Below are 19,912 nucleotides of genomic sequence, written 5' to 3'. Positions count from 1 at the left end.
GCCGTCCACGCCGCCGGCACCCGCGGGACCGGCGCACGCCGGGTCCGCGGCAGCCGGGGCGCTGTCCCGCGCCACCGCGCCGTACCGCTCCAAAGTCCCGTGACCGATGGGTAATGAGCGCACACCCGGGTGGGCATGGTTGGATGCGAACCGGGAACCGCGGCAGGAAGAAGATCGCGGTGGAACACCACGGCGGGGCCGCGACGGAACGGCCGTCGGGACGCCGGGAGCAGCAGGCGGGAGTCAGGCGGGAACATCGTGAGGATCTTCGGCAAGGTACGGCACCGGCCCTCCGCCGACTGGCGGCTGGTCACCGACCGCGCGTTCACGCTCATCGGCGACGGCCGCTACGAGGACGCCGGCGAGCTGCTGACCCGTGCCGCCGATCTGGAGCCGTGGCTGTCGGAGTCCTGGTTCAACCTCGCCCTGCTGCACAAGTTCCGGCACGACTGGGAGCAGGCGCGCGCGGCCGGGCTGCGCGCGGTCGCCCTCCTGGACCGGGCGACCGGCGCACCCGACTGGTGGAACGTCGGCATCGCGGCCACCGCCCTGCAGGACTGGGCGCTGGCCCGGCGCGCCTGGCAGGCGTACGGACTGCGGGTGCCGGGCACGTCCTCCTCCGACCGCTCCCCCCATGCCCTCGACGACGGCCGTACGGGTCCGCCGACCGGCATGGAGCTGGGCAGCGCCGCCGTGCGCCTGTCGCCGGAGGGCGAGGCGGAGGTGGTGTGGGGACGGCGCCTGGACCCGGCCCGCATCGAGGTGCAGAACATCCCGCTGCCCTCCTCCGGGCGCCGCTGGGGCGAGGTGGTGCTGCACGACGGCGTGCCGAACGGCGAGCGGACCACGGCCGCCGGCCACACCTACCCCGTCTTCGACGAGATAGAGCTGTGGGCGCCCTCCCCGGTGCCGACCTGGGTGGTGCTGCTGGAGGCGGCGACCGAGGCGGACCGGGACGCGCTGGAACGGCTGGCGGCGGACGCGGGCTTCGCGGCCGAGGACTGGTCGTCGTCGGTGCGGCTGCTGTGCCGTTCCTGCTCGGAGAGCCGGATGCCCGTGGACGAGGGCGAGGGCGCTCCCCGGCACGACCCGCACGACCACAGCGTCCCGGGCCGTCCGGGTCCGCTGGGGCACATGACGTCCGGCGATCTGTGGGTGCCCGAGCGCGAGTGCGGCCTGGCGGCCCCGGCCGGGCTGGTGCGCGGACTGCTGGACGGCTGGGTCGCCGACAGCCCGGACACCCGTGAGTGGCGGGATCTGGAAGAGGTCTGCTGAGGACGGCCGGGCGCCGGGTGCCCGCCTGCCCGTACTCTGTACGGGTTGTGGTGGAGCACCGAGGAAGGCATACGGCACAGATGACGGAGCACGAGACCGGTCAGCGAGCGGACGACGAGTTCATCGTCGACACGGAGGACTGCGAGGAGCGGGAGCGGGCCCACCGCGAGCGTGGCACCGCCCGTCCGATCACCGTCGTCGGCAATCCGGTGCTGCACAGGGAGTGCAAGGACGTCACCGAGTTCGACGACGAGCTGGCGAAGCTGATCGACGACATGTTCGCCAGCCAGCGCGCGGCCGAGGGCGTCGGCCTGGCCGCCAACCAGATCGGCGTCGACCTGAAGGTCTTCGTCTACGACTGCCCGGACGACGAGGGCGTGCGGCACGTCGGCGTCGTCTGCAACCCGGTGCTGGAGGAACTGCCCGCCGAACGCCGGGTGTTGGACGACTCCAACGAGGGCTGCCTGTCGGTGCCGGGCGCGTACGCCCCGCTCGCGCGCCCCGACTACGCCGTCGTACGCGGGCAGGACGCCCAGGGCAAGCCGATCAGGGTGCGGGGCACGGGCTACTTCGCCCGCTGCCTCCAGCACGAGACGGACCACCTCTACGGCCGGCTGTACATCGACCGGCTCTCCAAGCGCGAACGCAAGGACGTCCTGCGGCAGATGGCCGAGAGCACGCCGCGCTACGAGACGGTGCCCAACGACTGATCCGGGCGACTGCTCCGGACGACGATCCGGGCGGAGCGAGCCGGTCCGGCGTGGAATACGTCCGGGCGGACGGGCGAGCGGAGGCGTTTCCGCCGGCCGGAACATCCGGCCGGCGCACTGAGGCGCACTGATGGGCGGGCCTGCCAGAGGCTCGCCCATTGGCATTTCCGGAAGGTGTTGACGCGAGTAGACCCCCTCCGCCACTCTCTCTCGCAATTCCCTTCCCCCACGGAGGCAGCATGCTCAGGGGCACCATCCGTCTCATCCTCAGCGTTGTCATGATCGCGGCAGCCGCGCTGGTGGGCACGGTCACCACCGCGGGCACCGCCCAGGCGGACGACTGCTACACCTGGAACCGCACCCTCTCCCAGGGCGCGTCCGGGGCGGACGTCACCGAACTCCAGATCCGCGTCTCCGGCTACCCCGGCTACGGCAGCGTGCTCGCCCTCGACGGCGAATACGGCCCCGCCACCGCCGCCGCCGTCAAGCGCTTCCAGGCCGCGTACGGCCTGCCCGCCGACGGCATCGCGGGCCCGCAGACCTTCAGCAAGATCTACGAGCTCCAGGACGCCGACTGCACTCCGGTCCACTTCACCTACAGCGAGCTCAACGACTGCAACTCCACCTGGAGCGGCGGCGCGGTGAGCGCGGCGACGGCCAAGCGCAACGCCCTGATCTCCATGTGGAAGCTGGAGGCCATGCGGCACGCCCTGGGCGACCAGCCCATCCGGGTGACCAGCGGCTTCCGTTCCTACGCCTGCAACGAGGCGGTGGGCGGGGCCTCCAACAGCCGCCACCTGTACGGCGACGGCGTCGACCTGGGCGCCGGCTCGCACACCCTGTGCAAGCTGGCCCAGCAGGCCCGCAACCACGGCTTCAACGGCATCCTGGGCCCGGGCTACCCCGGTCACAACGACCACACCCACGTCGACCACCGCTCCAGCCGCTTCTGGTCGGCCCCCAGCTGCGGCATCTGAACCCGCCACGTCCTTCCGGCCCACCCCTCCCTCACGGAAAGGCCATCACCCTCATGAAGAAGTCCCTGTGGCGCGCGGCGGTCGGCGCACCGGTGCTCTCCCTGGCGCTCCTCGCCCTGCCGGGCGCCGCCCAGGCCACGACGGCCCCGGCCCAGGCGCCCGCACAGGACTCCGTCCAGGCCCTGGTCACCAAGCTGACGCACTCCCAGGCGACCAGCCGGTTCCGGGCGGCGGGCATCACCTGGTCCTCCAGCGGCGGCTGTTCCGACCGCAACAACCCCACCTGCACCTCGTTCGAGCAGATCAACCTCACCACGGTGCAGGGGGCGGAGACGCTCAAGAGCGCCAGCGGCTGCGCCCTCAACATCACGGGCGGCACGGAGACCGGCCACGCGAGCGGCACCTACAGCCACTGGAACGGCTACAAGCTCGACTTCAGCCTCTCCACCTGCCTCAACAACTACATCACGAGCCGCTTCACCTACATCGGCAGCAGCAAGTACCAGTCGGGTTCGGGGAACATCTACTTCCGCGAGAGCAACCACTGGGACGTGACGTACTACAACTGCGGCGGCTGCTGAGCCGGGCGGTCCGCCATGCGGCGCGTCCCCGGGCCCGTGGGGCCCGGGGACGCGTTCGCCGTTCAGGCCCCCGTTCAGGCGCCGTTCGGGCCCGCCTGCCCCCGCGCGGCGCGGGCCGTACGGGCGGCCCGCCGGTACAGCAGCAGGCTCCGCAGGCCCAGGAGGGCGAGCACGGTCCCGGCGGCCAGGTCGGAGAGCCGGGTGACGTCCGGCCGGGCCGCCCCGTAGTCCAGGACGAGCGGCGAGACCGCCAGCCAGACCCCGGCCAGGAGGGTCAGGACGGACGCCCAGGGGTGCCCCAGCGGCCGGAACCAGCGCAGGAGGGCGGTGAGGAGCACCACCACGCCCACCAGCCACTCGTTCCGGTGCGCGTCGACGGCGTCGGCGGCGAAGGGGCGGTACGCCAGGGGCTGTCCCAGCGCCCAGGCGGAGGCCAGTACCCACACGGCCACCAGGGCGGTCAGCGCGGTGACGAACCGGCCGCGGCGGAACAGCCTCCTGATGCGGGCACCGGTGCGGGACGAGGCGTGGACGCCGCCGCGGGGATGCGGGGTGCGGGCCATCGGTCTTCCCTCCTGCCTCTCGCGTCCTGCCAACGCGCTGCCGGAACGCGCCCGGGAACCCGGGCGCCGGCCACCGGGTTCCCCGTCGCGGCGGACCGACGCGGCCGCGGACCGGAAAACGCGCGGGGCCGTCAGGAGGACGCGGCGTCCGTCCGGCCGGGGGCGCGGCCCCACGCCTCGCACAGGGCGCGCGGCGACTCGGGGACCTCGGACACCGGGGGCGCGGTCGCCGTGCTCCGGCATCGCCGGCTCCCGCTCGGCGCCCGGGAAGCGGCGGATGCGGCGCAGCTCGCCGACTGCCGTCCCCCATGCTGTGCCTCGCCGGGTCCGGCACGCCCTGATCCGCCGCCGGACGGAGGCGTTGGCCGGGGTCTTCTCCACCGGTACGGACTTGCCGCTCCTGACCGGCTAGCGGTGGAGGACCGGTCCCACGGCAGGTGCTCCGGGCCGGCCCGGTCCAGGTCCGGCAGCGTGGAGCCGGAACGGCCGGGGGAGACGAGGAAGACGGGTTCCCCGGGCAGCCGGTCCGTCTCGGGGAGCGCGGGGACGGCAGGCCGTCACGGGGGCGGAGGTCCTGGTGGTCCCGGACGATCCGGCCCGGGACGGAGGCCCTGGCCGGGCCGGCGACCCGGGGAGGGCCACCGCGCGGGCCGGGCGCGCCGTACCCCGTACCCGGTGGCGGACGCGAGGATTCCGTTCGCGGTGCGCAGGAACGCCGTACAGGGCGCCGACGGCCGGCGCCCCCTTCCCCGGAGGGGGAATGTCCTGGGGATCGCGCCGGGCCCCCGCGGCTGTGAGCGGCAGGACCAGACCATTGCCGGGTCGAAGCCCGGCAGGGCGGTACCCGGGGGCCGCCCTCGTACGACACCCCGCCGACGGCGGCGCGGCGGCCTTGCGTCGGCGGGGTGCGTGCGGGGAGACGGGGCTCAGTGGCGGGCGTCCACCGTGGGGGGAGGCAGTTCCTCCTGGACGCCGGGGTCGCCCGCGTCCACGGTGTAGTCGTCCGCGGCGGTCTGGTCGACCCCCTCGGGGGCCTTCACCGCCCGCAGGACGAGAGTCATCACGACCGTCACCAGCGCGTTGAGCGCGAAGGCGGTCAGACCGATGTAACCGATCTCGCCGATGAGCGGGATGGTGTCGGAGTTGCCGCCGAAGTGCTTCTGCGTGGGGCTGGAGGTGTTGTACGCGACCACCGTGCCGTAGACCATGCCGACCGCCCAGCCGGCGAGCAGCGCCCAGCGGTGGAACCACCGGGTGAACAGGCCGCCCACGATCGCCGGGAAGGTCTGGAGGATCCAGATCCCGCCCAGGAGCTGGAAGTTGAGCGCCACCGTCTTGTCCATGGTCAGGACGAAGACCAGCGCGCCGACCTTCACCAGCAGCGAGGTGACCTTGGAGACCTTCGTCTCCTCCTCCGGCGTGGCGTCCGGCTTGAGGAAGTCCTTGTAGATGTTCCTGGTGAACAGGTTCGCCGCCGCGATCGACATGATGGCCGCCGGGACCAGGGCGCCGATGCCGATGGCCGCGAAGGCCACGCCCGCGAACCAGTCGGGGAACATGTCCTCGAACAACTGGGGGATGGCCAACTGGGGGTTGTCCGCCTTCACCCCGGCCGCGATCGCCATGAAGCCGAGCAGCGCCAGCAGCCCGAGCATCAGGGAGTACAGCGGCAGGATGGTGGTGTTGCGGCGGATGACCTCGCGGCTGCGGCTGGAGAGGGTCGCCGTGATCGAGTGCGGGTACATGAACAGCGCCAGTGCCGAGCCGATCGCCAGCGTGGCGTACGTCCAGTGGGCCTGCTCACCGGGGATCAGCGCGCCGCGCGGCTTGTCGGTGGCCGGGTTGATCTGGGCGAACGCGTCGCCCGCCGCACCGAAAATGGCGTCGAACCCGCCGAGTTTGATCGGGATGTAGATGATCGCCACCGCGATGACGATGTAGATGAGCGTGTCCTTGACGAACGCGATCAGCGCGGGAGCGCGCAGGCCGGAGGAGTAGGTGTACGCGGCCAGCACGCCGAAGGCGATCAGGATCGGCAGGTCCTTGATGAACCAGTGCGTCGACTCGCCTCCGCCGACGCCCATCACGTCCAGCACCGCCTGGATGCCGACGAGCTGGAGCGCGATGTAGGGCATCGTGGCCAGGATGCCGGTCACGGCCACGGCCAGCGACAGGCCCTTGGAACCGAACCGCCCGCGGACGAAGTCCGAGGTGGTCACGTATCCGTGGCGGTGCGAGACCGACCACAGGCGGGGCAGGAAGGTGAAGATCAGCGGGTAGACGAGGATGGTGTACGGCACCGCGAAGAAGCCCGCCGCGCCCGCCGCGTAGATCGCCGCGGGGACCGCGACGAAGGTGTAGGCGGTGTAGAGGTCGCCGCCGAGCAGGAACCAGGTGATCCAGGTGCCGAAGCTCCGGCCGCCCAGCCCCCACTCGTCGAGGTTCTCGGCGTCGGCGGCCTTGCGCCAGCGGGCCGCCATGAAGCCCATCACCGTCACCAGGGCGAAGAAGAAGACGAAGACGACCAGTGCCACGACGTTGACGCCGTCCTTCATCGCTCCTCACCCCCCTCGCGCTGCTCGTGCCGCCCGCTCCGCGCCGAGCGCTCGCGCAGGAGCAGGACGTACGCGATGGCCGTCAGCCCGGCGGAGATCAGCACCCAGAGCATCTGGTACCAGTAGAAGAAGGGCATTCCGGCGAGCGTCGGTTCGGTCTTGGCGTAGGAGTCCACCCACAACAACGCGACGAAGGGCGCGAACAGGCAGAGGCCGATCACCACCCGTGCCGGTGTCACGACTGACTGCGAGCCGGGGTTTTCCGGTGGGGACATGGCTGTGGCTCCGTCCTCAAGCGATCACCGTTGGTGCGACGAGGAAATCTAGGTCAGCCGTCCGGCCCGCGTCACTAGTCGGTCAGGTATCGGTCGTATATCGGATACCGGATGCGGGGCCGGAACCTCCCCTTCCGCGCCGTCGCTCGCCGGCGGGTCGCCCTGCCCCCGCCGCCCTCACCGCCCGCGGCCGGGGCGCTGGAGACGGGCGACGAACTTGTAGCGGTCGCCGCGGTAGACCGAGCGCACCCACTCCACCGGCTCGCCGTTGGTGTCGCGCGAGTGCCGGGAGAGCATCAGCATCGGCAGGCCGACGTCCGTGCCCAGCAGGCCCGCCTCGCGCGGGGTGGCCAGGGAGGTCTCGATGGTCTCCTCGGCCTCGGCGAGGTGGACGTCGTAGACCTCGGCCAGGGCCGTGTAGAGGGAGGTGTACTTCACCAGGCTGCGGCGCAGCGCGGGGAAGCGCTTCTGCGACAGGTGCGTGGTCTCGATGGCCATCGGCTCACCGCTGGCCAGGCGCAGCCGCTCGATGCGCAGGACGCGGCCCCCGGTGGGGATGTCCAGCAGTTCGGCGAGGCGGTCGTCGGCGGTGACGTAGCCGATGTCCAGGAGCTGGGAGGTGGGTTCCAGGCCCTGGGCGCGCATGTCCTCGGTGTAGGAGGTGAGCTGGAGCGCCTGGGAGACCTTGGGCTTGGCCACGAAGGTGCCCTTGCCCTGGATGCGTTCCAGCCGCCCCTCCACGACGAGTTCCTGGAGGGCCTGGCGCACGGTCGTGCGGGAGGTGTCGAACTCGCTGGCGAGCGTGCGCTCCGGGGGGACCGGCGTGCCCGGGGGCATCGTCTCGGTCATCTCCAGCAGGTGGCGCTTGAGGCGGTAGTACTTGGGGACGCGTGCGGTGCGTCCGCCCGCGCCGCTGCCGGCCGTGGCGTCCCCCGCGGCGCGTGTGCCCGTGCTGGCGGCGGTCGTACCCCCGACGGTCTCCATCGCACGCCTTCCCGAGTCGTGTCGTGCTGTCACCGGCTTCCTCCGTACATCGCGGCTCACATCGTGGCACGGTCCCCGCCCCCGGTGGCGTCCCGGCTCAGATGTCGGTCCGGTAACGGATGCGGCCGCGAGTTTTATACACCGTTGACAGGGAAATAGGTCTAGGCCAAGCTGCGGGCACTGGTCTACACCATTACGGACCACACCCAGCCCCACGGGCAGTACTCGTCGAGTGTCGACGCCTGCGGACGCACGGCGTCATCGAGCGAACATCCGGCGGGGGCGGAGATCTCGGGCGGTGGGCGGGGGATTTCTGGCATCCCGAAGGAGGGGCACGTGAAGCGCAAGCTCGCAGCGGCGATCGGTGTCGTGGCGATGATGACCGGTGTCGTGGCCTGCGGGTCCGGCGACGATCAGGCGGCCGGCGGCAAGAAGACGCTGACCGTCTGGGTCATGGACGGATCGGCTCCCCAGGAGTGGGTCGAGGAACTCAACAAGGAGTTCGAGGCCGAGCACAAGGGCGTCACGGTCGAGATCAAGGAACAGCAGTGGAACGGGATCCAGGAGAAGATCACCACCGCGCTCTCCGAGGACGCCCCGCCGGACGTCATCGAGCTGGGTAACACCCACACGGCCGGCTACGCGGTCACCGGCGGTCTCGCCGACCTGACCGACATGAAGGACGAGCTCAACTACGCCAACTGGAACAAGGGCATGCTCCCGTCCGCCGAGCTCGACGGGAAGCTCTACGCCGCTCCCTGGTACGCCGCCAACCGCGTGGTGGTCTACGACAAGAAGATCTACGAGAAGGCCGGGGTCAAGCCCCCGGCCAACCGCGAGGAGTGGATCGAGGGCCTGGAGAAGATCCGGAAGTCCGACAAGGGCGTCCAGCCGATCTACCTGCCCGGCCAGAGCTGGTACGTCTTCGCCGGCTTCCTGTGGGACGAGGGCGGCGACTTCGCGGTCAAGGACGGCGACCAGTGGAAGGGCGCGCTCGCCACGCCGGAGGCCGAGAAGGCCATCTCCTTCTACAAGGAGCTCCAGTCCTTCTCCACGGCTCCCAAGGACACGGACGAGGCGAGCCCGCAGCAGTCCACCGACGTGGTGCCCAAGGGCAAGGTCGCCTCCTGGATCGGCCTGGGCTGGGAGGCCGCCGGCGCCGTCGAGGCCATCGAGAAGGCGGGCGGCAAGGCCGACTTCGGCTACTTCCCGATCCCCGGCAAGACCTCCGACAAGCCGGGCAGCGTCTTCTTCGGCGGTTCGAACCTCGCCGTCTCCGAGCGCTCCCAGAACAAGGAGCTCGCCCAGGAGTGGCTGAAGGCGGCGACCTCCGAGAAGTGGATGAAGAAGTACGCCGAGGCCACCGCGGGCGGCCTGCTGCCCAACACCCAGGCCGCGCAGGTGCAGCCCGAGGCCGGTTCCTTCGCCGAGGCCATGGTCAAGGCGTCCGGAGTCGGCAACATCACCCCCGTCACCCCCGGCTGGGCCAACGTCGAGACCGAGCCCAACCCGATCAAGGAGTACATGACCAAGGTGCTCAAGGGGACGGACCCGGCCACGGCCGGCAAGGAGGCCGACCAGGTGATCAGCGAGCGGATCAACAAGAGCTGACGCTCCCCGGGGAGCGCCCGGCGGCCCGGCCGCCGGGCGCCCCCGCCCCTCAGGCAGGAAGTCAACCCGGTGGGGCCGCACGCCCGTGACCGCGAGGAAGTAGACATGACCGTGCACGTCAGGGGAGTGGCTCCCGCAGCCGGGGAGCTGCCGGAGGACGCCACCCGGGACGCAGGAGGAGCCGACGGCGCCCTGCCGCCCGGCGCCCCGGCGCCGGGCGGCGCCGGACGGAAGGAGCGCGCCGGACGGGCGCCGTCGTCGGGGTGGCTGCCGTACGCGCTGATCGCCCCGGCGGTCGTCTCCCTGCTGGTGTTCCTGGGCTACCCGCTGGTCCGGAACCTGATGCTCTCCTTCCAGCAGCTCGGCCGCACCGAGATGATCTCCCGGGCCACCGTGTGGGCGGGCTTCGACAACTACACGGAGCTGCTGGGGGACGACGCCTTCTGGAGGGTCGTCGTCCGGACGTTCGTCTTCATGGCGGTCAACGTCGTGCTGATCATGGGGTTCGGCACGCTGGTCGGGCTGCTGCTCAACGCCCTCGGCAAGAAGATGCGGCTCGTGCTCTCACTGGCCCTGGTCATGGCCTGGGCCATGCCCGTGGTCGCGTCCGCCACCGTCTTCCGCTGGCTGTTCGACACCCAGTTCGGCGTGGTGAACTGGGCGATGCGCGCTCTCGGCTTCTCCGGCTACGAGCAGCACAACTGGTTCGAGACCGGGTTCTCGACCCTGGCCATCGTCACCCTGATGATCGTCTGGGCGTCGGTGCCGTTCGTCGCCCTCAACCTGTACGCGGGCCTGACCACCATCGGCGGTGAGCTGTACGAGGCCGCCCGGGTGGACGGGGCCTCCAACTGGAGGATCTTCCGCTCGGTGGTCTTCCCGATACTGAAGCCGTTCTTCCTGATCACCACCTTCCTGGAGATCATCTGGGTGTTCAAGGCGTTCGCCCAGATCGTCGCCCTCAACAAGGGCGGACCCGACCGGGCCTCCGAGACCCTCCCGGTCTTCGCCTACGTCGAGGGCATGGCCCAGATGAACTTCGGCGTCGCCGCGGCCGCCTCGGTGCTGACCATCCTGATCCTGCTGGTCGCCATGTCCTTCTACTTCCGCCTGATCCTCAAGCAGGAGGAGGAGCAGTGAGCAACACCACCCTGACCGGCCCGGTCGGTGCGCCTCCGGCGGACTCCCGGCAGCGACCCCCGTCCGACGGAGCGGCGCGCGCCAGGCGGAGGAGGAGCCTGCGCGGCGGCTCGCTGAACGCCGTGGCGCTCGTTCTGGCGGTCTTCTTCGTCTTCCCGGTCTACTGGATGTTCTCGACGTCCTTCAAACCGGCGTCCGAGGTCCTCACCGAGACCCCCAGCTTCCTGTTCACGCCCACCTTCGAGCACTACGGCACCGCCACCGGCGTGGACATGTTCTGGACGTACGTCCGCAACAGCCTCACCGTCACCGTCGGCGCCGTGCTGCTCGCCCTGCTCGTCGCGCTCGCGGCCGGCTTCGCGATCGTGCGCATGAGGTTCAGGGGCCGCAAGGGCCTGGTGCTGGCGGTGATGATGGCGCAGCTGGCCCCCTGGGAGGTCATGGTCATCGTGATGTACCTGATCGCGCGGGACACCCAGATGCTCAACAGCATCGGCTTCCTGACGCTGATCTACTTCGTGATGGTCCTTCCCTTCACCATCTGGACGCTGCGGGGGTTCATCGCCGCGGTGCCCAAGGAGCTGGAGGAGGCCGCGATGATCGACGGCTGCAACCGCGCCCAGAGCTTCTTCCGTGTCGTCTTCCCCCTGCTCGCCCCCGGGCTGATGTCCACCTCGCTCTTCGGGTTCATCACCGCCTGGAACGAGTTCGCCATGGTGCTGGTCCTCAACAAGGAGTCCGAGGCGTACACCCTCCCCCTGTGGCTGACCCAGTTCCAGTCCGCCTTCGGCAACGACTGGGGCGCCACGATGGCCGCCTCGTCCCTGTTCGCCGTCCCCGTGCTGCTGCTGTTCGTCGTCCTCCAGCGACGTGCCGTCGGTGGCCTCACCTCCGGCGCAGTGAAGGGATAGCGCGCCCCATGACGACTCTCACCGGCGCCACCGACACGCTGACCCGCAACGCCCTCGCCGTCCTGCAGCCGGGCTTCACCGGTACCACCGCGCCCGACTGGCTGCTGCGCCGGCTCGACGAGGGACTGGTCTCCGTGGGTCTGTTCGGCCGCAACATCACGTCTCCCGCGCAGCTGGCCGCGCTCACCGCCCAGCTGCGCGGTGTCCAACCCGAGGTACTGGTGGCCATCGACGAGGAGGGCGGGGACGTCACCCGCCTGGAGGCGCGGACGGGGTCGTCCTTCCCCGGCAACCTCGCCCTCGGCGCGGTCGACGACACCGACCTGACCCGCGCCGTCGCCCGCGAACTGGGGCGCCGGCTGGCCGAGTGCGGCGTCAACCTCAACTGGGCGCCCTCGGCCGACGTCAACTCCAACCCCGACAACCCGGTCATCGGCGTCCGCTCCTTCGGCGCCGCACCGGACCTGGTGGCCCGGCACACCGCCGCCTGGGTGGAGGGGTTGCAGTCCGCCGGGGTCGCCGCCTGCACCAAGCACTTCCCCGGGCACGGCGACACGGCCGTCGACTCCCACCACGCCCTTCCCCGCATCGACGCCGACCTGGACACGATCAGGGGCCGCGAACTCGTCCCGTTCCGGGCGGCGGTCGCCGCCGGCAGCAAGTGCGTGATGAGCGCTCACATCCTGCTGACCGCCCTCGACCCGACCCTGCCGGGCACGCTCAGCCCGGCCGTCCTCTCCGGCCTGCTGCGCGCGCCGGAGAGCGAGGGCGGGCTGGGCTTCGAGGGCCTGATCGTCACCGACGGCATGGAGATGCGGGCCGTCGCGGCGGCCCACGGCATCGAGCGCGGCAGCGTACTGGCCATCGCCGCGGGCGCCGACGCCATCTGTGTGGGCGGGGGACTGGCCGACGAGGAGACCGTGCTGCGCCTGCGCGACGCCCTGGTGAGGGCCGTGACGGACGGGGAGCTGTCCGAGGAGCGGCTCGCCGATGCCGCGGACCGGGTCCGCGCGCTCGCCCGCTGGGCGGCACGCGCGGGCGAACGCGCCGCCGGAACCGTCCCGTCCGCCCCGGGGATCGGACTGACCGCCGCCCGCCGCGCCCTGAAGGTCACCGGCGCGGAGGACTACCTCCCCCCGGACGCGCCGCCGTACGTCGCCGTCTTCACCCCCGTGGTCAACATCGCCGTCGGGGACGAGACCCCCTGGGGGCTCGCCGCCGAGCTCGCGGAGCTGTACCCGGGCACCGCGAGCGGCTCCTGGAGCCGGGAGCAGGCCGAGGAGGCGGGGACGGCCGCGCTGGTCGCCCGGGTGCTCGACGAGGCGGCGGACCGTAGGATCGTCGCGGTGGTACGCGACGTCCACCGGCATCCCTGGATGGCCGACTCCCTGGACGCCCTGCTCACCGCCCGGCCGGACACGGTCGTGGTCGAGATGGGCCTGCCCCAGGCGCCGCCGTCCGGGGCGCTCCACATCGCGACCCACGGCGCCGCCCGCGTCTGCGGACGGGCCGCCGCGGAGGTCATCGCCGGCCGGGGAACCGACGGCTGAGTTCCGTGGACCGTACGCACCACAGACAACGGGAGGCCACCAGCATGTCCGCCACGACCCCGGCACCGCGCGGCGAGAGGCCGGGCCGGATCATGTCCGGCGAGATGGCCGAGCAGCCCGCCGTACTGCGGCGACTCCTCAGCGAGGGCGCGCCGAGGATCCGCGAGGTCGCCGAGCGCATCGCGGCGCGCAACCCCCGCTTCGTGCTGCTCACCGCCCGCGGCACCTCGGACAACGCCGCCCTCTACGCGAAGTACCTGCTGGAGATCCTGCTGGGCAAGCCCTGCGGCCTCACCTCCATGTCCACCACCACCGCCTACGAGGCCAGGCAGGACCTCACCGACTGCCTGGTCATCGCCGTCAGCCAGTCCGGCGGCTCCCCGGACCTAGTCGCCTCCACCCGGGCCGCCCGGGAGGCCGGCGCCGTCACCCTGGCGGTGACCAACAACGCCGGCTCGCCGCTCGCCGAGGTCAGCGAATTCCACATCGACATCCTGGCCGGCCCGGAGAAGGCCCTGCCGGCGACCAAGACCTACACCGCCGAACTGCTGGCGCTCTACCTCCTCGTCGACGGGCTCCGCGGCGGCAACGGCGCCGAGGCCGCCAAGGCGCTGCCCGACCTGGCCAAGTCGATCCTGGCGCGGCAGGACGAGGTCAGGCGGCTCGCCGCCCGCTACCGCTTCGCCGAGCGCATGGTCATCACCTCCCGCGGCTACGGCTATCCGACCGCCAAGGAGGCGGCGCTGAAGCTGATGGAGACCAGTTACATCCCGGCGCTGTCCTACTCCGGTGCCGACCTGCTGCACGGCCCGCTGGCGATGGTCGACAACGTCTCCCCGGTGATCGCCATCGTCACCGACGGCAGGGGCGGCAGGGCGCTGCAGCCCGTCCTGGACCGGCTGAAGGACCGCGGCGCCGACCTCGTCGTCTTCGGCCCCGCGCCGCAGGTGGCCGACGCCTCCGCGGGCTTCGTCCTGCCGACCGAGGACGTGCCCGAGGAACTCCAGCCCATCCTGGAGATCCTTCCGCTGCAGATGCTGGCCTACGAGGTGACCATCGCCCGCGGCCAGGACCCGGACGCCCCGCGCGCCCTGGCCAAGGTCACCGAGACCCGCTGAACCACACCCCGCTGAACCACACCCTCTCCGGGTCTGCGCCGGCCCCGTCGCCCCTCCCGGCGGCGGGGCCCGCCGCAGACGCCCGACGGGTGCGCGCGGGCTACAGCAGCGAGCCGCCCGTCGCGTCCATCCACTGCCCCGTCACCCAGCGGCTGTCGTCGGAGGCGAGGAAGGCCACCACGTCGGCTATGTCCCGCGGCTCGCCGAGCCGCCCCAGGGCGGTTGCCGCCGCCGCCTGCCGCCGGGCCTTCGGGTCCTCGCGCAGCCAGCCGGCGTTCATGTCGGTGTCCACCACGCCCGGCGCCACGGTGTTGACCGTGATGCCGCGCCGCGCCAGGTCCTTGGCGAGGGTCATGGTGAACACGTCCAGGGCGCCCTTGGACATCGAGTACGAGATCAGCTCCGGCATCGCGCTGCCGCGGGTCAGCCCCGTGGAGACGTTGACGATCCGCCCGCCGTCCCGCAGCCGTTCCAGGGCGAGCTGGGTGATGAAGAAGGGCGCCTTGGCGTTGACGGCGAAGACCCGGTCGAAGTCCTCCGGTGTCACCTTCGGCAGCGGTTCGCGCCTCCCGGTGATCCCGGCGTTGTTGACCAGGATGTCCAGCCCGTCCGCGTGCCGGTCGAAGGCCTCCCACAGGGCCTCCGCGTCGCCCGGCACCCCCAGCTCGGCCCGGACCGCGAAGGCCGAGCCGCCGGCCGCCTCGATCGCCGCCACCGTCTCCTCCGCCGCCGCCTCGTTGCGGCCGTAGTGCACGCCGACGCGGGCGCCCTCCCTGCCCAGCCGCTCGGCCACGGCCCGCCCGATGCCCCTGCTGCCGCCGGTGACCAGGGCCGTTCTGCCGGTGAGCCGGGTGGGTGTCCCGGTCCGCCCGGACTCCGTGAGCACAGCCATGATGATCGCGCCTCCGTTCTTTAGCGGTCGCTACAGAAACAACGTAGCACGCTTTCTTGAGCGGACGCTATAGAATTGGGCCATGGCCACCAGGCAACGGGGACGACCCCGCTCCTTCGACCGCGACACGGCTCTGGAGAAGGCCCTGCGCACCTTCTGGGAGCACGGCTACGAGGCCACCTCCATCGCCGACCTCACCCGCGCCATGGGCATCGCCGCGCCCAGCCTGTACGCCGCCTTCGGCGACAAGAAGACGCTGTTCGAGGAGGTCGTGGAGGCCTACGTCCGCCAGTACGGCGGCTTCATCGGGCGTGCGCTGGCCGAGGAGCCGACGGCCCGGGGCGCGATCGGCCGCGTCCTGCGCGAGGCCGCCGTGGAGTACACCGAGCCGGGCCGCCCCCCGGGCTGTCTGGTGATCAACGCCGCCGTCAACGCCACGCCGGCCTCCGCGGAGGTGACCGAGGCGCTGCGTGCGATGCGGGAGGAGAACACCCGCGCGTTCGCCTCCCGCATACGAGCCGGGGTGGCGGCCGGGGAGCTTCCGGAGGACACCGACGCCCTTGCGCTCGCCCGGTTCACCGCCTCCGTGCTGCAGGGCATGTCCCAGCAGGCGCGCGACGGGGTCGGCCGCGAGGAACTGGAGGCGGTCGCCGCCACGGCGATGCGGGTCTGGCCGGAAGGCCCCGGGAGAACTCCCTGAAGACACCCGCGGGCCGCGGCACCGGGACGGGACCCTCAACCCGTCCGGCACCGCAGCCCGGAGCGATGGAAGACCTGGCGCAGTCAGGGCAGAGAGCGCCCGGTCCCGTTCCACCCTCCTGTGCGGGGAGGGCAGAAGTCCGTGGGCCATTCTGAACCGGATCGCCGGTCCGTGTCCATGCCTTGAACACATCACCGGCCAGTCGGATCGACCGCCGTCAATTCTTGCGCACAACGGCGCGGATGGACAGACGTACGGCCCGATCGGTCGCCGGTTAGGCTCACAGCGTGCCCTCCATGAACGACCTCGTACGCCAGCACACCTCTCTCGGCGACTCCGACCTGGAGTGGCTGCATCTGCTGGTCTCCGAGTGGCAGTTGCTGTCCGACCTCTCCTTCGCCGATCTGGTGCTGTGGGTCCCCACCAGGGACGGGACGCGCTACGTCTCCGTCGCCCAGATGCGCCCCAACACCGGCCCCACCTCCTACCAGGACGACATGGTCGGCCATCTCGTGCCGCGCGGGCGCCGTCCGCTGCTGGACGTCGCCCTCGACGAGGGGCGGATCGTCCGCGAGGGCGACCCCGAGTGGCGCGAGGAGGTGCCGGTGCGGGTCGAGTCCATCCCCGTGCGCCGCGAGGGGCGCGTCCTCGGGGTCATCGCCCGCAACACGAACCTGCTGACCGTGCGGACGCCGAGCCGCCTGGAGCTGACCTACCTGCAGAGCGCCTCGGACCTCGCGCAGATGATCGCCGCAGGATCGTTTCCTTTTCCCGACCAGCAGGTCGACATGGACGCCTCCCCGCGCGTCGGCGACGGACTGATCCGGCTCGACGCCGAGGGCATCGTCCAGTACGCCAGCCCCAACGCGCTCTCCGCCTACCACCGGCTCGGCCTCGCCGCCGACCTGGTCGGGCTGCACCTGGGCCAGGCCACCGCCGAACTGGCGCCCTCCCGCGGCCCGACGGACGAGTCCCTGGTCAAGCTGGCCAGCGGCTGGGCCCCGCGGGAGACCGAGATCGAGGGCAACGGCTGTGTGGTCCAGTTGAGGGCCATTCCGCTCAAACCCAAGGGCGCGCGGATCGGTTCCCTCATCCTGCTGCGCGACGTCACCGAACTCCGCCGCAGGGAACGGGAGCTGATCACCAAGGACGCCACCATCCGGGAGATCCACCACCGGGTGAAGAACAACCTGCAGACCGTCGCCGCCCTGCTGCGGCTCCAGGCCAGGAGGATCGGGGAGGGCAGCGGCGACACCGCGCGGGAGGCGCTGGAGGAGGCCGTCCGGCGGGTCGGTTCGATCGCCATCGTCCACGAGACGCTCTCGCAGAACCTGGACGAGCGCGTCGAGTTCGACGAGATCGCCGACCGGGTGCTGGCGATGGTCGCCGAGATCGCCCCGGGCATGGTCACCGGACGCCGTACGGGACGCTTCGGCGTGCTGACCGCGGAGGTGGCCACCCCGCTGGCCATGGTGCTCACCGAGGTGCTCCAGAACGCCCTGGAGCACGGGTTCAGGCCGGGGGAGCGGGGCACGGTCGAGGTCACAGCCGTCCGCAGCACGGGGGCGCGCCGCGAGGAGGGGCGCCTGCTGGTCACCGTGCAGGACGACGGGCGCGGCCTGCCCGAGGACTTCGACGCCCGCACGGCGGGAAACCTGGGGCTGCAGATCGTGCGGACGCTGGTGGAGGGGGAGTTGGGCGGCACCTTCGACATGGTTCCGGCCCCCGGGGGCGGTACCCGGGTGGTCCTCGACATCCCCGTGGAGCCGGACCGGCGCTAGCCGGCCACCGCGCGCCGTGCGCGCCCGGGCCCGCGGGAGGCGCTGTCCGGGGCGCGGGCTCCGCACAGCACCGAGCCCCGGACCGCCACAAGGCCGGTGAGGCCGTGCGGTCCGGGGCTCGACGTCGTCGTTGCGGTGCGCACTGCGGGCACTGCGTGCTGCGGTTCGGGGGCAGCAGGTGGCGGGGTGGGGCGTCAGGCAGTGGCCTTGCGCGCCCGGTTGCGGGCGGCGCGGCGCTTCATGGCGCGGCGCTCGTCCTCGCTGAGGCCACCCCAGACACCGGAGTCCTGGCCGGTCTCCAGCGCCCACTGCAGGCACTGCTCCATCACGGGGCAGCGGCGGCAGACGGCCTTGGCTTCCTCGATCTGCAGCAGCGCGGGACCGGTGTTGCCGATGGGGAAGAAGAGCTCGGGGTCTTCCTCGCGGCAAACGGCGCTGTGACGCCAGTCCATGGCTGCTCCATCTCCTACGCGTTGCGGTAATTGCTTGTGAATGTGAACGCTTTCACGAATCCCTCCACAAGGGAAGGGGCAGCGCCCAGTTTCCTGGGTCGTGTCCCGAGGGATGAGGAGGGGGATTCGGGGCTCTCAAGGGGTCGGTGCTTCGACCGTCCCGATCGCCATGAAGAGACTCGCAAACCTCGGCGGCGGATACAACCCCCTCAGGGAAGTTTTTTTTGATTCCTTGGTGTCGGATAGGTCACAGCCGTACTTCCAGGGGGTGGAGGCTGGTCTAAACGTTCGACTGTAAGGACTTTTCGGCCATCCACTTACACAATCACACGCAGTGCACGCCGTACGCCTGTGAACGTCACGCTCGTACGCAGCCCCAGGTGGTCACCGTCCATCTGAAACGGCAGGGGAACCTGTGAATCCAAGGTGAAGTCGGTGAGGTCGTGGAGGGAGACCGCGTGCTTGCCGCGCGGGCCGCGCTCGGGCGAGGACAGCAACAACTGGGTGCCGTAGCGGGTCACCGCGGACGGCGTGAGCCGGGTGAGGCCGAGTACGTCGAGTGCGGTGTCGAAGGAGGCTCGGGGGGCGGCGTACACCGGGCGGTTGCCCAGGTAGGTCCAGGGGGCGGTGTTGCAGACTATGGACAGCGCCAGGTCCTGGACGGGCTCCTGGCCCGGCCTCCGGAGCGTGATCGTTCCCTGGCGGCGGTGCGTCTCCCCCAGGAACTGCCGCACCACCTGGCGCACGTAGAGGGCGTGCGTCGAACGCCTGCCGCGCTCCCTCTTCTGCTCGACCCGGCCCACCACGCCCGCGTCGAAGCCGAGTCCCGCGCAGAAGGTGAACCAGCGGGCGGGCACCTCGGCGTCCTCCGTCCCCGGAGTGCCGGCCGCCAGGCCCAGGCCCACCGTGCGCTCGCTGCCCGCGTGCAGCGCCGCCAGCAGCGCGCCCGTGGCCTCCACCGCGTCGTTGGGCAGGCCGAGCGCGCGGGCGAAGACGTTGGTGGAACCGCCGGGCACGACCGCGAGGCGGGGAAGGACGTCGGGGGCGGGGCCGGCGTGCAGCAGCCCGTTGACGACCTCGTTGACCGTGCCGTCGCCGCCGAGCACGATGACCAGCTCGATCTCCCCGCGCTGGACCGCCTGCCGCCCGAGGTCGCGCGCGTGACCCCGGTACTCGGTGGTGGCGACCTCCAGCTTCAGATCGCTGGCCAGGGCGTGGATGAGCACGTCGCGGGTCCGCGCGCTGGTGGTGGTGGCTGCCGGGTTGACCACGAGGAGTGCGCGCATGGGGTGCAGAGTACCCACCGGCCGGCGGGCCGCCCCAACCCCGGGGTGGGCGGCGGCCGCGCCGGGGACGACCCCGCTACCCTGGCGGGGTGAGCACGGACGCATCCCCCGCCGACGCCCCCCGCACTCCCCGGGCTCCCCGCCCGGCCCGGATCACCGCCGCGGCCGTGTTGGTGGCGGTGCAGGGCGTGGTGGTCGCGGGCCTGGGGGCCGGCATGCTGGTGATGCTGCTGACCGGAAGCCGGGCCGACGACGTGACGCAGGCCGTCACCGGCGCCGCGACCGTGCTGGCGCTGGCCGCCCTGCCGCTGGCCGCCGCGCGGGGGCTGTGGCTGCTGCGCCGGTGGAGCCGCGGGCCGGCGGTGATCGTCCAGCTCATGGCGCTCCCGGTGGGCTGGCAGATGGCGCAGAACGGGGGCGTGTGGCTCGTGGGCGGAGCCGTCATCGCGCTCAGCGCGCTGAGCGTACTCGTCTGCGTCGTCAACCAGGCCGCCACCGAGGCCCTGGGCATCGGCCCGCGCGAGGCCCGGGACGCCTGACCGGCGCCCGTC

Annotated in this window: 19 protein-coding genes; 12 read left to right on the top strand and 7 right to left on the bottom strand. The window is 71.7% G+C overall.

The window, feature by feature from the left end; translation table 11 throughout:
- Positions 1-258 precede the first annotated feature (258 nt).
- The 4 genes from VE546_RS12995 (at position 259) to VE546_RS12980 (ending at position 3,543) form a co-directional block, all read left to right on the top strand.
- A complete protein-coding gene (locus VE546_RS12995; protein WP_324921824.1) occupies positions 259-1,275 on the top strand; it encodes a hypothetical protein in 1,017 nt (338 codons plus the stop codon).
- Between the two features lie 80 nt (positions 1,276-1,355).
- Positions 1,356-1,985, top strand: a complete 630-nt coding sequence (gene def / locus VE546_RS12990) for a peptide deformylase (protein WP_324921822.1) — start codon at positions 1,356-1,358, stop codon at positions 1,983-1,985.
- 239 nt (positions 1,986-2,224) lie between these two features.
- The gene (locus VE546_RS12985; RefSeq protein WP_324921820.1) at positions 2,225-2,962 is read left to right on the top strand and encodes a D-Ala-D-Ala carboxypeptidase family metallohydrolase; all 738 of its coding nucleotides are present in this window, start codon (positions 2,225-2,227) and stop codon (positions 2,960-2,962) included.
- A gap of 53 nt (positions 2,963-3,015) precedes the next feature.
- Entirely contained in the window at positions 3,016-3,543 is a 528-nt protein-coding gene (locus tag VE546_RS12980) for a hypothetical protein (protein ID WP_324921818.1), read from the top strand.
- A gap of 74 nt (positions 3,544-3,617) precedes the next feature.
- Here VE546_RS12980 and VE546_RS12975 read toward each other — a convergent pair whose 3' ends face one another.
- The 4 genes from VE546_RS12975 to VE546_RS12960 all read right to left on the bottom strand — a co-directional run bounded on the left by VE546_RS12975 (position 3,618) and on the right by VE546_RS12960 (position 7,920).
- On the bottom strand, positions 3,618-4,106 hold the full coding sequence (locus VE546_RS12975) for an SPW repeat domain-containing protein (protein WP_324921816.1): 489 nt from the start codon (positions 4,104-4,106) through the stop codon (positions 3,618-3,620).
- Between the two features lie 926 nt (positions 4,107-5,032).
- Entirely contained in the window at positions 5,033-6,661 is a 1,629-nt protein-coding gene (gene mctP, locus VE546_RS12970; protein WP_324921814.1) for a monocarboxylate uptake permease MctP, read from the bottom strand.
- A complete protein-coding gene (locus VE546_RS12965; RefSeq protein WP_324921811.1) occupies positions 6,658-6,936 on the bottom strand; it encodes a DUF3311 domain-containing protein in 279 nt (92 codons plus the stop codon). Before VE546_RS12965 ends, mctP begins: the two co-directional genes overlap by 4 nt.
- A 177-nt stretch (positions 6,937-7,113) precedes the next feature.
- Positions 7,114-7,920, bottom strand: coding sequence for a GntR family transcriptional regulator (locus VE546_RS12960; protein ID WP_324921809.1), 807 nt, complete (start codon positions 7,918-7,920; stop codon positions 7,114-7,116).
- Positions 7,921-8,256: 336 nt separating this feature from the next.
- Between VE546_RS12960 and VE546_RS12955 the strand changes: the two genes are divergently transcribed.
- The 5 genes from VE546_RS12955 to VE546_RS12935 all read left to right on the top strand — a co-directional run bounded on the left by VE546_RS12955 (position 8,257) and on the right by VE546_RS12935 (position 14,250).
- Positions 8,257-9,531, top strand: coding sequence for an extracellular solute-binding protein (locus VE546_RS12955; RefSeq protein WP_324921808.1), 1,275 nt, complete (start codon positions 8,257-8,259; stop codon positions 9,529-9,531).
- 105 nt (positions 9,532-9,636) lie between these two features.
- Positions 9,637-10,671 (top strand): sugar ABC transporter permease, encoded by a 1,035-nt coding sequence (locus VE546_RS12950; RefSeq protein WP_324921806.1) that lies wholly within the window; start codon positions 9,637-9,639, stop codon positions 10,669-10,671.
- 98 nt (positions 10,672-10,769) lie between these two features.
- Positions 10,770-11,582, top strand: coding sequence for a carbohydrate ABC transporter permease (locus tag VE546_RS12945; protein ID WP_324921831.1), 813 nt, complete (start codon positions 10,770-10,772; stop codon positions 11,580-11,582).
- 8 nt (positions 11,583-11,590) lie between these two features.
- Positions 11,591-13,132 (top strand): glycoside hydrolase family 3 protein, encoded by a 1,542-nt coding sequence (locus tag VE546_RS12940; protein WP_324921804.1) that lies wholly within the window; start codon positions 11,591-11,593, stop codon positions 13,130-13,132.
- Positions 13,133-13,176: 44 nt separating this feature from the next.
- Positions 13,177-14,250, top strand: a complete 1,074-nt coding sequence (locus tag VE546_RS12935; RefSeq protein ID WP_324921802.1) for an SIS domain-containing protein — start codon at positions 13,177-13,179, stop codon at positions 14,248-14,250.
- A gap of 100 nt (positions 14,251-14,350) precedes the next feature.
- On the opposite strand, the gene VE546_RS12930 is transcribed toward VE546_RS12935, so the two are convergent.
- A complete protein-coding gene (locus VE546_RS12930; RefSeq protein WP_324921800.1) occupies positions 14,351-15,142 on the bottom strand; it encodes a glucose 1-dehydrogenase in 792 nt (263 codons plus the stop codon).
- An 82-nt stretch (positions 15,143-15,224) separates the two neighbouring features.
- Between VE546_RS12930 and VE546_RS12925 the strand changes: the two genes are divergently transcribed.
- On the top strand, positions 15,225-15,842 hold the full coding sequence (locus VE546_RS12925) for a TetR/AcrR family transcriptional regulator (protein ID WP_324921798.1): 618 nt from the start codon (positions 15,225-15,227) through the stop codon (positions 15,840-15,842).
- Positions 15,843-16,138: 296 nt separating this feature from the next.
- Positions 16,139-17,623: a histidine kinase N-terminal domain-containing protein gene (locus VE546_RS12920; protein WP_324921797.1), complete on the top strand. Its 1,485-nt coding sequence runs from the start codon at positions 16,139-16,141 to the stop codon at positions 17,621-17,623.
- Between the two features lie 194 nt (positions 17,624-17,817).
- Here VE546_RS12920 and VE546_RS12915 read toward each other — a convergent pair whose 3' ends face one another.
- Together VE546_RS12915 and VE546_RS12910 are read right to left on the bottom strand one after the other, a co-directional pair.
- Complete coding sequence (locus tag VE546_RS12915; protein WP_324921795.1) at positions 17,818-18,075, bottom strand: WhiB family transcriptional regulator; 258 nt, start codon at positions 18,073-18,075, stop codon at positions 17,818-17,820.
- A 317-nt stretch (positions 18,076-18,392) separates the two neighbouring features.
- Complete coding sequence (locus VE546_RS12910) at positions 18,393-19,361, bottom strand: diacylglycerol/lipid kinase family protein (protein WP_324921793.1); 969 nt, start codon at positions 19,359-19,361, stop codon at positions 18,393-18,395.
- 89 nt (positions 19,362-19,450) lie between these two features.
- On the opposite strand from VE546_RS12910, the gene VE546_RS12905 reads away from it, so the two are divergent.
- Entirely contained in the window at positions 19,451-19,900 is a 450-nt protein-coding gene (locus VE546_RS12905) for a hypothetical protein (RefSeq protein ID WP_324921791.1), read from the top strand.
- The last annotated feature ends 12 nt before the right edge of the window (positions 19,901-19,912 follow it).

Origin of the sequence: Streptomyces sp., assembly GCF_035644915.1 — a bacterium.
In the GTDB taxonomy this organism is placed as follows: Bacteria; Actinomycetota; Actinomycetes; order Streptomycetales; family Streptomycetaceae; genus Streptomyces.
The sequence above is the reverse complement of the archived record's forward strand: the minus strand, read 5'-3'. Positions and strand labels throughout refer to the sequence as shown.

Bases quoted from the DNA above. Each gene is read 5' to 3' on its own strand.
- def (WP_324921822.1), top strand. From the start codon at position 1,356: ATGACGGAGCACGAGACCGGTCAGCGAGCGGACGACGAGTTCATCGTC.
- VE546_RS12985 (WP_324921820.1), top strand. From the start codon at position 2,225: ATGCTCAGGGGCACCATCCGTCTCATCCTCAGCGTTGTCATGATCGCG.
- VE546_RS12980 (WP_324921818.1), top strand. From the start codon at position 3,016: ATGAAGAAGTCCCTGTGGCGCGCGGCGGTCGGCGCACCGGTGCTCTCC.
- VE546_RS12975 (WP_324921816.1), bottom strand. From the start codon at position 4,106: ATGGCCCGCACCCCGCATCCCCGCGGCGGCGTCCACGCCTCGTCCCGC.
- mctP (WP_324921814.1), bottom strand. From the start codon at position 6,661: ATGAAGGACGGCGTCAACGTCGTGGCACTGGTCGTCTTCGTCTTCTTC.
- VE546_RS12965 (WP_324921811.1), bottom strand. From the start codon at position 6,936: ATGTCCCCACCGGAAAACCCCGGCTCGCAGTCAGTCGTGACACCGGCA.
- VE546_RS12960 (WP_324921809.1), bottom strand. From the start codon at position 7,920: ATGGAGACCGTCGGGGGTACGACCGCCGCCAGCACGGGCACACGCGCC.
- VE546_RS12950 (WP_324921806.1), top strand. From the start codon at position 9,637: ATGACCGTGCACGTCAGGGGAGTGGCTCCCGCAGCCGGGGAGCTGCCG.
- VE546_RS12940 (WP_324921804.1), top strand. From the start codon at position 11,591: ATGACGACTCTCACCGGCGCCACCGACACGCTGACCCGCAACGCCCTC.
- VE546_RS12935 (WP_324921802.1), top strand. From the start codon at position 13,177: ATGTCCGCCACGACCCCGGCACCGCGCGGCGAGAGGCCGGGCCGGATC.
- VE546_RS12930 (WP_324921800.1), bottom strand. From the start codon at position 15,142: ATGGCTGTGCTCACGGAGTCCGGGCGGACCGGGACACCCACCCGGCTC.
- VE546_RS12925 (WP_324921798.1), top strand. From the start codon at position 15,225: ATGGCCACCAGGCAACGGGGACGACCCCGCTCCTTCGACCGCGACACG.
- VE546_RS12920 (WP_324921797.1), top strand. From the start codon at position 16,139: ATGAACGACCTCGTACGCCAGCACACCTCTCTCGGCGACTCCGACCTG.
- VE546_RS12915 (WP_324921795.1), bottom strand. From the start codon at position 18,075: ATGGACTGGCGTCACAGCGCCGTTTGCCGCGAGGAAGACCCCGAGCTC.
- VE546_RS12910 (WP_324921793.1), bottom strand. From the start codon at position 19,361: ATGCGCGCACTCCTCGTGGTCAACCCGGCAGCCACCACCACCAGCGCG.